Origin of the sequence: Rhodococcus sp. IEGM 1372 (assembly GCF_030056835.1) — a bacterium.
GTDB lineage: Bacteria > Actinomycetota > Actinomycetes > Mycobacteriales > Mycobacteriaceae > Rhodococcoides.
On sequence record NZ_JASHKS010000013.1, the window covers coordinates 38,144 to 52,371 of the forward strand.

The following is a 14,228-nucleotide window of genomic DNA, read 5'->3' on the forward strand; positions in this document are numbered from 1 at the left end:
CCGCCGGCGGGCGTTCGATCCTCGCCGCGTTGCTGGTGCTGGTGCTCGTGCTCGTGCTCGTGCTGAGATCAGCGCACAAGCGCTGTTACCGCCTCCCGCACCTGACTCGGGTCGTAGAACACCGGCGTCGAGGTGATGCGCTCGATCGTTCCATCGCTCTGGACCAAGAAACTCAGGGGCAGGACAGGGGGCGCGTCAAGTGTCTGCAACGCCGCGTCGGCCTGATCGAACGAGGGATAGTGCACTCCCAGCTCGGTGAGCAGGCTCAATGCCGCATCGGCATCGTCTTGGACGTTGAGACCGACGACCCGAACCGCATCCGGTTCTGCGGCGTACTGGGCCAGAACCGGAATCTCCTGTCTACACGGACCGCACCACGACGCCCAGACATTGAGCAATGTGGGTTGCCCAGCCAGGGAGGTCCCCAGATCGGATAAGTCCGACGTTCCCAAGCATCGTGCGGACGTACCGACGAGCTCGCCAGTTACGGGGGACGGAACCGGCGACGAGGTCGGGCACGGCTCGAGGGCAGCACGGGTAGCGATCACTGCCGACGGGAGATCCTCGTCCTCGACGTGAGGTGCCGATCCTGCGGACCCCACCGACTGGGTCGAGGGATCTCGAGACCACAATGCCAGCGCTCCAACAACTGTCACGATGACGATGATCGCAAGTAGGGACCAGCGTGTCGTCACCCGCTGCACCCTGCACCTCTGTCTCGTTCACCTCGACGATGTCTTCCGGTCTGTCAGCGTCATACTACACGATCTACTATCTTCGATAGTAGCAACGTGGATCCTGCACGCCGTCAACGCTTTCGCGGTCCCCTTCGCCCTCGGGCCTCACAGTGCCAGCACACAGCTCTCCGGCCGTTCGCCGAAGACGACCGTCCCCATCGAGGCGCACGATGAAGGCCGTCCAGCGACGCCGAGTCCTTCTGGCGCAGAAGATATTACGTACATGAACTTCGGCTCCCGAGAAACAACCCGACGATCGAAATGGGTCGCAGGGTGCGAATGTTACCGATGTAATTCACTGTGACTGATGGTGCTTGTGCGGAAAGGGTGTAATAGTGATGCGGCGTGTCGCCTTGACTCGAAGGCGACCTGAATTACTGCCAGGTATGCAGTTGCCGTCCAGGAGGACCACCGACATGAGACCTCTGCCCTCGTCCTCGTACATGGCGCACCGAACTCGGTGGGGTACTCGCATCCTCGTCGGTACCGCGTTCGTGGGAGGCATCCTCGCGCTGGCACCCACGGCGTCTGCAGCCCCGGACGCCGATCCGGCTGCGCCGCCGCCTGCCTTCCCCGCGCAGGCCCAATCGGACCCGCACGTCCAACAGGAGGTCCTCGATCTCGTCGTCGGCGCACTACGCGAGATTCGCGCCAACGGCGCTCTCGACGACCTGGCCGGCCCACAGAGCCGCATCGTCTCCTGCCTCGTGGGCACGATCGGAGCCACCGATACAGCTGACGGACCAACGGGAGCCCTTTCGCGACTGATCCCCTGTCTCGCGCCGATCGACGACATCGACCCCACAGTTCTCCCCCGACTGGTGTCGTCGATGGACGTCGCCACACTTGCATCCACACTCGCGGCCGCCGAGACTCCCCACGATCCGGCCACCCCGCACACCTCGTCGCGCGGACATGCGGCGGTCCCACCCGGCAGGTCGAACGCCGAGCCCTCGACCGAACAACCGACCGCCCAAGGCACCCAGGACACTCAGGACACTCAGGACACTCAGGACCCCGAGTCGGCCGCCGACCCGTCGACGCCCGAACTGCCCGCGCTCGAACCCGACGCCACTGTGCCTGAAACGTCGGCACCCGGCACGACATCTGAAACAACGACACCCGAAACCACGACACCCGAGGCGGGCGATCATCCGTCGGCCGCCCCGCAATCCCCTACCGGCACAACAGGGTCGAGCAACGGAAAGTATCGTGCGCCGACAACAGGAACGTTGACCTCGACCTTCGGCGACGGCCGCGCCCATCAAGGAATCGACATCGCCAACTCCACCGGTACACCGATCGTCGCCGTTGCGGACGGCGAGGTGATCAGCGCGGGACCGGCCCAGGGCTTCGGACTCTGGGTGCGTATACGCCACGATGACGGCACCGTAACGACCTACGGGCACAACAACGACAACCTCGTGACCGTAGGTCAACGCGTCACTGCTGGTGAAGAAATTGCGACGGTAGGAAACCGGGGTATCTCCACCGGTCCACATCTGCACTTCGAGGTCGACACACCCGCCGGCAACAAGGTCGACCCCAGACTTTGGCTCGCGGAACGCGGAGCCACCATCACCGGTTCGGACCGTGACTCGTAGTCGAGCCTCGACCGCACGGCCCGCCGATGGGAACGAATTCCGCACTGTTGCACTGACTTCGGATGCGTCTCTGCGGTCTCGTTTTCACCATCGGACCTGAACCCTCGGTGCCTCGACATGTTCAGCGGGAGCGCAGTACGATCGCCCGCATTCCGGTAAGTTCGCCGTACCTACTGCGAGCCCGAGAGGTGAAACGGGGGCCTACGACCGAACAGCCGCGTCGGACAGCGCGACACCCCGAGAGGCGAGCCACTCCTGAGGATCGACCTTGCTCCCCGCCGCGTCGACGACCTCGAAATGCAGGTGAGGCCCGGTCGATTGGCCACGATTGCCGACGGTGGCGATCTGCTCACCGGCTTGTACTCGTTGCCCCACTGTCACCAAGGTTTGATCGATGTGCCCGTAGACCGTTGTCGTTCCATCGTCATGTTGAAGACGTACCCAGAGGCCGAATCCGTCTGCAGGACCGGAGTCGAGCACGGTAGCGTCGGCTGCCGCGTAGACGGGAGTTCCGATAGCGTTGGCGATGTCGAGCCCGGTGTGCGTAGTCCCCCATCGTGGACCGAAATCCGAGGTCAGGGTCCCGGCGACCGGACGAACGACGAGTGGTCGCAGCGCCGCTGCATCACGCGCAGCGCTCTCCTCTGCCCTTCGTTGCCCCTTCGCCAACTGCTCGATCGCATCGTTGATATTGGAGATCTCCGGTATGGCGAGGATCTGAGGCAAGTATTCGGCCACCGGGTCCTGCATCGGTGTCGCTTCGTGCACGGGGACTGCCTGCGCCTGTGCGGGACTCGCATATTGGGCACCCGCCGTGACCAGAGCGCCCGCTGCCACCGCAATACCGACAGCGACACTGCCGCGGCGCTCGGTGGCGCGCGCCCGAGCGCGATGCCGCCCTCTCGGCGTCACCGCCACTCCCTGCACGTCACAGTCCATCAACTGTCGACGTCGGTCGGTCATGCGGGTCATACGGTGTTGTGCCACAGCAGAGTCCTCGGTAATCGAATGGAGCGAGGCGTAATCATCGACGTGCGCACCTCACTGATGTATCGAACGGATCACGACGCGATAACGAAAAGATACACGACGAGTGGGGTAATTACTATCATGGTTAGTAGTTCGATGTCCCCCGCAGTGGTTTCGTGCCTCACAGCGCGGTAGCACCGGACGTCGACGGTCGGAGACCATCGGCCGGCGAACGCTGCCTTCTCCATGCGAGAGCACACCCCACGACAGCAAGAACGACCGCGGCGTACTCCGGAAGCGGTCCCAGCTTTGTCGCCCACGTCGATCTCGTTTCCAGGGCAACATCAGCGACCAACGTCTGCGCAGTGAACAAGCCCGAACGATCTGCGACCTTCCCCTGTGGGTCGATGACGGCACTGACCCCACTGGTCGCCGCAACGAGAACAGTCCTGTTGTGCTCGACCGCCCGCAGCCGCGACATCGCCAACTGCTGGTAGGTCATGTCGGTGCGCCCGAACGTCGCATTGTTGGTGGGGACCGTGATCAGCTGCGCCCCCGCACGCACGGACTCGGTGACCAGGTCATCGAACGCGACCTCGTAACACGTGGCGACGGCCGTCGGAATTCCGGCGATATCGACGACACCGTCGCCCGACCCGGGAACGAAGTTACCGGCCTGCGAGGCGTACGAGGACAACGCCGTCATCACAGATCGCATCGGGAGATACTCTCCGAAAGGAACAAGTTTGCGTTTGTCGTGTCGCTCCCCCGGTCCGAGTACCGGATCCCACACGATCGAGGTATTCGTCGAGGTGCCGTCGTCGTTGCCAAGGACCGCACCGACCAGAATCGGCACCCCGACCGACCGCGCTGCAGCGTCGATCCCGGCAGTGGCGTCGGCATTGCGCAGCGGATCGATATCGGATGCATTCTCCGGCCAGATCACCAGGTCGGGAGCGGGCACACTGCCGACGGTGATGTCGTCCCCGAGTTGCCTTGTTCGCTCGATGTGATTGTCGAGAACTGCTCGACGTTGCGAGTTGAAGTCCAGACCCAACCGCGGAACGTTGCCTTGCACAACGGCGACCGTCGCACGCGCTGCGCCTGCGTCGCCAGCGGGAGTGAGCGCGAAAGCCAGAGCTGGCACGATCACTACAGTGGCCACCGATCCGACTGCGAATCGCGACGTCGGCGAGCGTACCTGGCGGACCACACTTGCCAGTGCCGCGCCGATCACTGCGACTGCGAAAGATACACCGGGCGCACCGGCGAACGCGGCAAGCGAGAGCAGAGGGCCGTCTGCTTGGGCGAAAGCTAATCTCCCCCACGGAAATCCCCCGAACGGAATCCGTGCGCGCAGACCTTCGGTGGCGGTCCAGATCGCGGCGATCCACAGCGCTTCGAAGCGCAACCCGGACACTGCGGCCGCTGCAGCGCAGAACAGTGCCACTGCTATCGCTTGGATCGCCGCGAGCGCCAGCCACGGCGGGGCGCCGACGTAGACGCCCACCCAGGGCAGAAGGGGCAGAAAGAACGCAAGCCCCGACAGATACCCGTAGAAGAATGCCGCCCGGATGGAACGGCCGCGGATGACGAGAACAAGAACCCCGATACCCAGCGGCGCGAGGAACCACAGCGACCGAGGTGGAAAGCCCGCGTACAACAGCACACCAGCAGATACCGCGGACGATGACCTGCCTGCTATCGCGGTGAACGCACGACGTCGGGTTCGTCGGTGACGGTTCATTGTTGTTGCGCTGGACTCGATATCGAGCATGCCTGCATGGCTCTTTTCTCATGTACGGCATAGCGCCACCTGACCACCCTCGGTTGCTACTATGCACGATAGTAGTAACAGCGGTGAGCCCGGACCGGCTCCCCCGCCGACACCGCGCCTCTGCGACGTCGATGCATACCCCGGGATATCGACCGCGCACCTTCGCTGTGCCCTTTGTCCTTCGCGGTGCCCTTCGTGGCCGGGCATCGACCGGTGCACGGACCACCCTCGGCTCGCACAAGATGCGTGCTGGACCCCGGGATGGAGACTGGCTTCTACCGCGCCGCAGCACGCCGACATATGCGGGTGCATCTGCTCTGGCGGCCATCATGATCACCGCCCCGATCGTCCTGGCCGTGTTCGACGTGACCAGAAACATGTGGTGCCTGCGGGCGGGCGGTGTGACCGCCCGATTCGGCGGCGGCACATCAGGGGCACCCTGAATGGGTTTGGGCCAACCCAGTTTCCGGCTGCTACCGTCGAGGCGTTGTGAGAATCTCTGCGCTGGGCCCGCCGCGCCTGCGGACGGTTATCGCAGTCGCCGCTGTCCTGTATTTGTTGGCTCACACCATCGCTCAATGCGGCATCGCCTGGGAACAGGACCATCACAGCGACGGCGTACACATCGTTTCGTCCTCGTCTCAGGCCGCCGCGGAACTCTCCCCGAACCACGCGCACATCGACGTCGGATCGCCCCACATGGCGCACGATACGAACACCGTCATCGCAATGCCCCGATCCGACAACCCGCCCCGCCCATCGACCATCGCCGCGGTCGCAGCGATGGCCTTCGCTGTGGTGTTGGTGGCGATGTCTGCCCCGCGCAACCCGCGAGCCCCACCGGATCTACCCATTCCGATCCGGCACGGCCGAACCGTCTTGAACGAACTCTGTATCAACAGGTGCTGATCAGCAGCCCGCGGGCCATCCGAGGACTCCTCTTCTCATGGCCCAGTTCGTGCTGCCCATCACTCACTTACTGCGCCCTCGCAGGTCACATACAGGGATTACTCATGAACAGTGCTGTTCGCTCCACACTCGTGCCACCGTCCTCCGCCGGCCACATGTTGGCGACCGCCAAGAACTGCCCGGAACCGAGCACGATGGTCGGCAACACGCCCGTTCTGTGGATCGGTGAACCGTTCGCGGACTCCGGCCGCGGTTTCTGGGCGAAACTCGAAGGCAGCAATCCCGGCGGGATGAAAGACCGCCCCGCGCTGCACATGGTCGAGAAAGCAAAGGCCCGCGGCGACCTCGCTCCCGGTTCGATGATCATCGAATCCACCAGCGGAACCCTCGGCCTGGGTTTGGCCCTGGCCGGGATCACCCATCACCACCCCGTCACCCTCGTCACCGACCCGGGACTGGAACCGATCGTGCACCGGATGCTCGCCGCGTACGGTGCCCGCGTCGAACTGGTCACCACACCGCACCCCGACGGCGGCTGGCAGCAGGCCCGGCGTGAGAAGGTCCGTGAACTCCTCGATACACATCCAGGGTCGTGGTGCCCGGATCAGTACACCAACCCGGACAATGTCGAGGCGTACGAGTCGCTCGCTCACGAACTCATCGCCCAGCTCGGCCGCGTCGACACCTTGGTTTGCTCGGTGGGTACCGGAGGGCACTCCGCCGGGGTGGCCCGGGTGCTCCGGCAGTTCTGCCCCGACCTGAAACTGGTCGGTGTCGACACCATCGGATCGACGATCTTCGGGCAACCCGCCAGCACTCGGCTCATGCGCGGGTTGGGTTCGAGCATCTATCCCGACAATATCGACTATCCCGCCTTCGACGAGGTGCACTGGGTGGCCCCGCACGAAGCGGTGTGGTCGTGCCGCACCCTGGCGGCGACGCACCACGCCAGCGGCGGCTGGAGCGTCGGGGCCGTGGCCCTCGCGGCCGGCTGGATCGCTCGCACCAGCCCGCCGGAGACCCGGGTCGCGGCGGTCTTCCCCGACGGACCGCAGCGCTACTTCGACACCATCTACAACGACGAGTACTGCACCGAGCATGGCCTGCTCGACGTTGACCCGCCGACCGAGCCGACGACCATCGCCCACCCCACCGATGAGACTGTGACGTCGTGGACGCGGTGCGCCACCGTCGTCGATCCCACCGTCGTCGATCCCACCGTCGTCGATCCCACCGAAAGCGTTCGATGAAAACCCTTCTGACTCAGTTCCGTAGCTTCGACCGGCCCAGCCAGGTGTTGATGGTCAACCAGTTCTCCATCAACGTCGGTTTCTACATGCTGATGCCGTACCTGGCCGGGTATCTGGCCGGTCCCCTGGGCCTGGCGGCGTGGGCGGTCGGGCTGGTGCTGGGTATGCGCAACTTCTCCCAGCAAGGGATGTTCCTGCTCGGCGGCACCCTCGCCGACCGCCTCGGATACAAACCCTTGATCGTCGCCGGCTGCCTGCTGCGGGTCGCCGGTTTCGTACTGCTCGCGGCCGCGGAATCGCTGCCGGCGATCCTGCTCGCCTCGGCCGCAACCGGGTTCGCCGGTGCGCTGTTCAACCCGGCCGTACGGGCGTACCTGGCCGCCGACGCCGGTCCACGGCGGGTCGAGGCGTTCGCGGTGTTCAACGTGTTCTATCAGGCCGGGATTCTGCTGGGCCCGTTGATCGGTCTCGCGCTGACCACCCTCGACTTCCGAGTCACCTCACTGGCCGCGGCCGCGATTTTTGCTGTGCTGACGATCGTGCAGATCTGGACGCTCCCCGCGCACCGGGCCGAAACTGCCGGGGCCACGACATCGGTACTCGAGGACTGGCGGGTGGTGATGTCCAACCGACCCTTCGTGCTGTTCGCGCTGGCGATGATCGGATCCTACGTGCTTTCGTTCCAGATCTATCTTGCGCTGCCGCTGCAGGCGGCGGTAGTAGTCGGTGACGGCAGGTCCGACACCGCTCTGGTGACCTCGTTGTTCGTGGTCTCCGGCGTGGTCGCGATCGCCGGGCAGTTCCGGATCACGTCCTGGTTGTCCCGCAGGTGGGGTTCGGGGCGAAGCGTGGTGGTCGGTATGGCAATCATGGCGCTGGCGTTCCTCCCGCTGATCGTGCTGCCGAGCCCGGCCGCGCTGGGCGGGTGGGCCGCCGCCGGCGCCCTGGTGTTCACCGCTGCACTGTTGGCGGTCGGCACCGCCGCGGTGTTTCCGTTCGAGATGGACACGGTGGTGACCCTGTCGGGCGGGAAGCTGGTGGCCACCCATTACGGGTTCTACAACACCATCGTCGGGGTCGGCATCCTGCTCGGTAATCTGGGTACAGGAGCCGTCTTCGGGCTTCTCAGCGACGCGCATCTGGGTGCACTGATCTGGGCGATACTGACCCTGGTCGGGGCGGCATCTGTGGCCGCTCTCTATGCGCTCGATCGATCCGACCGGCTCACCCCACCCCCCACCGAGACCACAGTGACCGAAAGCGGCGAGGTACCGGCCACCGGCTAGCGGCAGTGCACGCCGGGAAATGGCCTGCACTGCCCACACCCATGCACTGCCCACACCCAAGACCTCGACGATGATTGCCGAACACGAGGGTATCGACGCGGCACCGTTCACGTCTATCCACCGACCGGTGGCCCGCATTCACGCGAATGCGGGCCACCCACACCTCAGGCGGGGGTACTGCGGTGACGTTGGAGGCGACGGACGACGGGGTAACCCGTGACCACCCCGAGGACGATACCGATTTGCATGAGCATCCAGAACGCAGCATCGGTGGCCGGTGGCATGGTCTCGGTGTAGTGCAGCAGCAGCATCCAACCACCCATCCCGAGGTCGAACGCCAGTACGGTCAACGCGGCGACGCCGACCGCAGCCAGGACAGAACGCCGATGGATTGCCTGCGCACCGACTACCGGTGTGATGGCCGAACGCTCGTATGCGAAGAGCATGATCGTGGCCAGTATGGCGATGACGATGATCATCACCCAAAGAACACTCTGTCCGCACGAGATTCGACGTCGGCAAGGACGGAAGCGACATCATCGAGAAGATTGTGGGCATCTCTGCGCGCGCGTAATCCGCGTTCGTAGTAGCCGGAGTCGAGGACGCCCGCCGATGCAGGCTCTGGTGCGACGTTCGATTCTGGGTGCCGCTCCCGCATCCGAGGGCGGTGTTCCGGTCAGTGCCCAGGGTCATGCCGTAGCACCGGTGCGGCACATCTCGTTGCATACCGTAGGGGGGTATGGTAAATCTGTAAGTGGGTCGCGACGACCTCGATCACATTCCGAATCGAAGAAAGAAGGGCATCGATGAACACCACCGTCACCGTCACCGGAATGACCTGCGGGCACTGCGTCTCCTCGGTCCGAGAGGAGATCAGCGGCATCCCCGGTGTGACCGCCGTGAATGTCGACCTCGCGAGCGGCCGAGTCGATATCGACTCGGACACCCCGATCGAGCAGACGGCCATCGCCCACGCAGTCGACGAGGCCGGCTACCAGCTCGCCTCCTGATCGACACCAGACCCGGACAGGAGATTCGCACGATGAACGCATCATCGAAGTTCGTCGGATTCACCATCGCCCTAGCCGCGGTCTTCGGGCTCGCCTTCGGAGCCGGGGACGCCTTCGGCCCCGAAGGTGCCGCACCACCCGACACACACGACACCTCGACTCACGACGCCGCCGCGGTGTCCACTGCGGGCGGGCCCGTCGCCAATCAGAGACCTGGAGGATTGATGGTCACCGACAGCAGATACGCCGCGGTGCCCGCCGCCTCGGAGCCGATGCCCGCCGGGCACGGACACTGACACACCACCACACCCCGAGAGGAGCGACGATGAATCCCGTCACGCACCACCCCACCGCCGACGGCCGAGTCGAACTCGACATCGGTGGTATGACCTGCGCCTCCTGCGCGAACCGGATCGAGAAAAAGCTCAACAAGCTCGACGGTGTCACCGCGACGGTGAACTACGCCACCGAAAAAGCACGCGTCGACTACGTCGGTGATGTCTCGACCGAGGATCTCGTGGGCACCGTCGAGCAGGCCGGCTACACCGCCACGGTCCCCGCGCCCGCCGCCTCCTCCACCGACCCCGACGCGGCCGGGCCAGCCGAGATCGACCCCACCGCCTCGCTGCGCCAACGCCTGCTCATATCGCTGGTGCTCAGCGTGCCGGTGATCGCGATGGCTATGGTTCCGGTACTGCAGTTCACCAACTGGCAGTGGCTTTCCTTGACCCTCGCCGCACCCGTGGTGGTGTGGGGGGCATGGCCGTTCCACAAGGCCGCCTTCACCAATCTGCGGCACGCCACCTCAACGATGGACACCCTGATCTCGATGGGCACCATCGCAGCACTGGGGTGGTCGTTGTATGCCCTGTTCTGGGGCACCGCCGGAACGGCCGGCATGACACACCCGTTCGAGCTGACCATCTCCCGCTCCGACGGGGCCGGCAACATCTACCTCGAGGCCGCAGCCGGAGTCACCACCTTCATCCTCGCCGGCCGCTACTTCGAAGCACGCTCCAAGCGACGCGCCGGTGCCGCCCTGCGTGCCCTGCTCGAGCTCGGTGCCAAGGAAGTCTCCGTCCTGCGCGAGGGTGTCGAACAGCGCATCCCCACCGATCAACTCATCGTCGGTGACGAGTTCGTCGTCCGCCCCGGGGAGAAGATCGCCACCGACGGCGTGGTCGCCGACGGCTCTTCCGCGGTCGACAATTCGATGTTGACCGGCGAATCCGTGCCCGTCGAGGTAGGACCCGATGATCTGGTCGTCGGCGCGACGGTCAACGTCGGTGGCCGAATCGTGGTCCGGGCGACCCGCATCGGCTCGGACACCCAGCTCGCACAGATGGCGAAACTCGTCGAAGACGCTCAGACCGGTAAAGCCCAAGCTCAGCGTCTGGCCGACAAGATCTCCGGAGTCTTCGTCCCGATCGTGATCGCCCTTGCCGCGGCGACACTCGGCTTCTGGATCGGCACCGGCGGTGGGATCGCGGCCGCGTTCACCGCAGCCGTCGCCGTCCTGATCATCGCCTGCCCGTGTGCCCTCGGCCTGGCCACCCCGACCGCGCTGATGGTCGGCACCGGCCGCGGCGCTCAGCTCGGCATCCTGATCAAGGGTCCCGAAGTGCTCGAATCGACCCGCCGTGTCGACACCGTGGTACTCGACAAGACCGGCACCGTCACCACCGGCAAGATGACTCTGCTCGACGTGATCACCGCCGACGGCGAGGACACCGCGCAGGTGCTGCGCCTGGCCGGTGCACTCGAAGATTCGTCCGAGCACCCCATCGCCCAGGCCATCGCCAAAGGTGCCCGCGAGAAGGTCGGAGCCCTGCCACCGGTAGAGCAGTTTATAAATATCGAAGGCCTCGGGGTGCAGGGCATAGTCGACGACCACGCAATGATCGTCGGACGGGCCCGCCTCCTCGCCGACCGGGCGCAGCAGCTGCCGGACGAACTCGAAAGTGCGATGCGTGCAGCCGAATCCGAGGGCAAGACCGCCGTCGCAGTCGGTTGGGACGGTCGGGCTCGCGGAGTACTGGTCGTCGCCGACGCGGTCAAACCCACCTCCGCCGAGGCGATCGAGCAGCTGCGGGGCCTGGGTTTGACGCCGATCATGCTCACCGGCGACAACGCAGCCGCCGCGCGTGCCATCGCCGACCAGGTCGGCATCCACGAAGTGATCGCGGAGGTGCTGCCCGCAGACAAGGTGGACGTCGTCAAAAGGCTGCAGGAGCAGGGCAAGGTAGTGGCGATGGTCGGCGACGGCGTGAACGACGCCGCCGCGTTGGCGCAGGCCGACCTCGGTCTGGCGATGGGCACCGGTACCGACGTTGCGATCGAAGCCAGCGATCTGACGTTGGTGCGCGGTGATCTGCGCGCAGCAGCGGATGCTATCCGCCTGTCCCGCCGAACGTTGGGCACCATCAAGGGCAACTTGTTCTGGGCGTTCGCCTACAACGTGGCTGCCCTCCCCTTGGCTGCGGCCGGGCTGCTCAATCCGATGCTGGCCGGTGCAGCGATGGCGTTCTCGTCGGTGTTCGTGGTCAGCAACAGCTTGCGGTTGCGCCGGTTCAAGTCCCTCACCGGATAACCGCGCGGGTAGAACAAGCACCCAAAAGGCTGGGGTGGGCGTGGCATGCAGGCGCGCCACCCCACCCCACCGCTACAACCCCGATGCTGCCTACGAAAGGAGAGGGCCATGTCCTTCGTGACAACGACCTTGGTGCAGATCACCCGGCACCCGGCGACCCGAGCGGTGGCCCGCTGCGCGGTGATGTGCGCTGTGGCGGCGGCCCAGCGACGACTCGACGGACCGACCCTCTCGCGCCATACCCCGGGCGGGCATAATCGAGGATGCTCGGCATGACACTCGGATTCCAGGAGGACACCATGGCCACTCCCGCGGCCGCGCAGGCACCCGCCGAGACCGACGGCCATGATCACGCCGCGCACGGCTACATCACCGAAAAGGACGCCTACCTCAAACGCCTCAAGCGCATCGAAGGCCAGGCCCGAGGACTGCAGCGCATGGTCGAGGAAGACAAGTACTGCATCGACATCCTCACCCAGGTCTCGGCGATGACCAAAGCCTTGCAGGCGGTGGCCATGGGCCTGCTCGAAGCTCACATCAGCCACTGCGTGGTCGACGCCGCCATCGCCGGCGGTCCCCAAGCCGACGCGAAGATCAAAGAGGCCACCGACGCGATCTCACGGCTCGTCCGCTCCTGAGCACCGGCAGTGCGAAGCCATTCCTCGCCGTCCACTCCCGCGTGCTTGTCGGAAACCTCGGCGAGGCGGCGCAGGCAGAGACCGTCATGACCGAAACCGTATCGGCGATTCTGCGCGATCGCCGAGTCCTCGCCACCGTGGCAGCGCTGGCAATACTGGCAGTGGCTGCCGCCCTCGTACCCCGCCCGTCGATCATTGTGGTGCGCGAGTGGGCGGAGTCGATGGGCCCGTCGTTCGTGGTGGTGTTCTTTCTGACCCAGGCGGTGTTGACGATTGCCCCGGTACCGCGCACGGTGTTCACCCTCAGCGCCGGACTGTTGTTCGGTCCCGCCACCGGGGTCGCCGTCACGATCGCCGCCACAACTGTCAGCGCTGTGCTGGCGTTGCTGCTGGTGCGCGCGCTCGGGCGCACCGCGGTGCAGGAGCGGCTGACGAATCCTGCGGTCAAGTCCATCGATGCCCGGTTGGCTCGGCGGGGGTGGCTGGCCGTCGGGTCCTTGCGGCTCATTGCCCCGGCACCGTTCGCCCTGGTCAACTACTGCTCCGGACTCTCCGCGGTGCGCCTGCTGCCCTACACGACGGCCACTGTCGTGGGGATTCTGCCCGGTACGATCGCCGCGGTGCTGTTCGGGGACGCTTTGACCGGGCGAACGAATCCGGCATTGATAGTGGTGACGTCGGCCTGCGTGGCCGCCGGGGTGGCAGGATTGCTGGCCGACGCCCGCCTGCCGGTGTCGCAGGCACAGCCCAACACCGCAGATGGCGCATCGAGAAGCGGTCGCCTTCGTCGTCTGTTGCTGCCGGACCGCGGATAGGACGTGGCGAGAAATCCTACAATTTTGCTGCGCCTGCACCGCCAAAGCCAGCGGAGTTGCCGAACTCCTGACCTACGCGAGAAGTAGGGCACGCGCGTTCCCCGCGGATTCGCAGTCGAAGAGCCCACACCATCACCCCCACCGACATCACTCCGATTACGGGCTGCACGGGTGCCCATAGATCCAGAGCACCGCTCACCCCGACCGCCACCACTACCAGTTTGTTGCATATCGGACATCCGACTGCCAACAACGACAACGCATTCGCACTGACCCCTACACGGGAAGAAACCGACGACGCCAGCCCAGTGCTCACGTATGTCGCAAGAATGAGGCCACTGAGAACTGCGGTGGCAATCCACACCGGATAGTTCCACCACAACACCGGGGTCATTCGAACGTAGAACGCAGTGTGGATGATCCCGGTGGGGATCGCCACGACCAGCGCGGCCACCATCGCGCCCAGTAACGCGGCCACCCAACGGCGCGCCGGCCAGTCACGCATCGTCACAGTCGTCATCCCTCTCCCGGTCAGCGGACACCACCCAACCGTCTACTATGAATGATAGTAGTTTGCAGGTGCGGTGAGTCGGGGTCAACGACGCCGACTCGCCGCCCATACGGCACAGGCGTCGAGCGTCGA

General features: G+C 65.2%; 16 protein-coding genes. 11 read left to right on the top strand and 5 right to left on the bottom strand.

Features of this window, described 5'->3' with window-relative positions; translation table 11 throughout:
* Positions 1–68: 68 nt before the first annotated feature.
* A complete protein-coding gene (locus QM590_RS13470; protein WP_080733473.1) occupies positions 69–656 on the bottom strand; it encodes a TlpA family protein disulfide reductase in 588 nt (195 codons plus the stop codon).
* 497 nt (positions 657–1,153) lie between these two features.
* Here QM590_RS13470 and QM590_RS13475 point away from each other — a divergent pair, with 497 nt between their 5' ends.
* Positions 1,154–2,341 carry a M23 family metallopeptidase gene (locus tag QM590_RS13475; protein WP_243610574.1) on the top strand — a complete coding sequence of 396 codons (1,188 nt, stop codon included), beginning with the start codon at positions 1,154–1,156 and terminating at the stop codon, positions 2,339–2,341.
* Positions 2,342–2,542: 201 nt separating this feature from the next.
* On the opposite strand, the gene QM590_RS13480 is transcribed toward QM590_RS13475, so the two are convergent.
* A complete protein-coding gene (locus QM590_RS13480) occupies positions 2,543–3,328 on the bottom strand; it encodes a M23 family metallopeptidase (RefSeq protein ID WP_243597146.1) in 786 nt (261 codons plus the stop codon).
* Positions 3,329–3,491: 163 nt separating this feature from the next.
* Positions 3,492–5,057 (bottom strand): apolipoprotein N-acyltransferase, encoded by a 1,566-nt coding sequence (lnt, locus tag QM590_RS13485; RefSeq protein WP_094642697.1) that lies wholly within the window; start codon positions 5,055–5,057, stop codon positions 3,492–3,494.
* A gap of 272 nt (positions 5,058–5,329) precedes the next feature.
* On the opposite strand from lnt, the gene QM590_RS13490 reads away from it, so the two are divergent.
* The 4 genes from QM590_RS13490 (at position 5,330) to QM590_RS13505 (ending at position 8,532) form a co-directional block, all read left to right on the top strand.
* Positions 5,330–5,530 (top strand): hypothetical protein, encoded by a 201-nt coding sequence (locus QM590_RS13490; RefSeq protein WP_141215005.1) that lies wholly within the window; start codon positions 5,330–5,332, stop codon positions 5,528–5,530.
* Between the two features lie 46 nt (positions 5,531–5,576).
* Positions 5,577–5,996, top strand: coding sequence for a putative copper homeostasis (lipo)protein LpqS (gene lpqS, locus QM590_RS13495; RefSeq protein ID WP_243597145.1), 420 nt, complete (start codon positions 5,577–5,579; stop codon positions 5,994–5,996).
* 104 nt (positions 5,997–6,100) lie between these two features.
* Complete coding sequence (locus tag QM590_RS13500) at positions 6,101–7,246, top strand: PLP-dependent cysteine synthase family protein (RefSeq protein WP_374640103.1); 1,146 nt, start codon at positions 6,101–6,103, stop codon at positions 7,244–7,246.
* Entirely contained in the window at positions 7,243–8,532 is a 1,290-nt protein-coding gene (locus QM590_RS13505) for an MFS transporter (protein WP_094686193.1), read from the top strand. The genes QM590_RS13500 and QM590_RS13505 overlap by 4 nt, the downstream gene beginning before the upstream one ends.
* 164 nt (positions 8,533–8,696) lie before the next feature.
* Here the strand turns inward: QM590_RS13505 and QM590_RS13510 are convergent, their stop codons facing one another.
* Positions 8,697–9,011: a DUF4396 domain-containing protein gene (locus tag QM590_RS13510; protein WP_094686192.1), complete on the bottom strand. Its 315-nt coding sequence runs from the start codon at positions 9,009–9,011 to the stop codon at positions 8,697–8,699.
* 327 nt (positions 9,012–9,338) lie between these two features.
* Here QM590_RS13510 and QM590_RS13515 point away from each other — a divergent pair, with 327 nt between their 5' ends.
* From QM590_RS13515 to QM590_RS13540, 6 genes are all read left to right on the top strand, one after another.
* Positions 9,339–9,542, top strand: a complete 204-nt coding sequence (locus QM590_RS13515) for a heavy-metal-associated domain-containing protein (RefSeq protein WP_032375705.1) — start codon at positions 9,339–9,341, stop codon at positions 9,540–9,542.
* A gap of 32 nt (positions 9,543–9,574) precedes the next feature.
* Positions 9,575–9,838, top strand: coding sequence for a hypothetical protein (locus QM590_RS13520; RefSeq protein WP_032375704.1), 264 nt, complete (start codon positions 9,575–9,577; stop codon positions 9,836–9,838).
* A gap of 29 nt (positions 9,839–9,867) precedes the next feature.
* Positions 9,868–12,132: a heavy metal translocating P-type ATPase gene (locus tag QM590_RS13525; RefSeq protein ID WP_094686191.1), complete on the top strand. Its 2,265-nt coding sequence runs from the start codon at positions 9,868–9,870 to the stop codon at positions 12,130–12,132.
* 108 nt (positions 12,133–12,240) lie between these two features.
* Positions 12,241–12,408: a hypothetical protein gene (locus QM590_RS13530; protein ID WP_269595238.1), complete on the top strand. Its 168-nt coding sequence runs from the start codon at positions 12,241–12,243 to the stop codon at positions 12,406–12,408.
* Between the two features lie 23 nt (positions 12,409–12,431).
* Positions 12,432–12,770, top strand: a complete 339-nt coding sequence (locus QM590_RS13535) for a metal-sensitive transcriptional regulator (RefSeq protein WP_032375786.1) — start codon at positions 12,432–12,434, stop codon at positions 12,768–12,770.
* 86 nt (positions 12,771–12,856) lie between these two features.
* Positions 12,857–13,585, top strand: coding sequence for a TVP38/TMEM64 family protein (locus QM590_RS13540; protein WP_045841173.1), 729 nt, complete (start codon positions 12,857–12,859; stop codon positions 13,583–13,585).
* A 16-nt stretch (positions 13,586–13,601) separates the two neighbouring features.
* Here QM590_RS13540 and QM590_RS13545 read toward each other — a convergent pair whose 3' ends face one another.
* Positions 13,602–14,105 carry a hypothetical protein gene (locus QM590_RS13545; protein ID WP_243610573.1) on the bottom strand — a complete coding sequence of 168 codons (504 nt, stop codon included), beginning with the start codon at positions 14,103–14,105 and terminating at the stop codon, positions 13,602–13,604.
* Positions 14,106–14,228 lie beyond the last annotated feature (123 nt).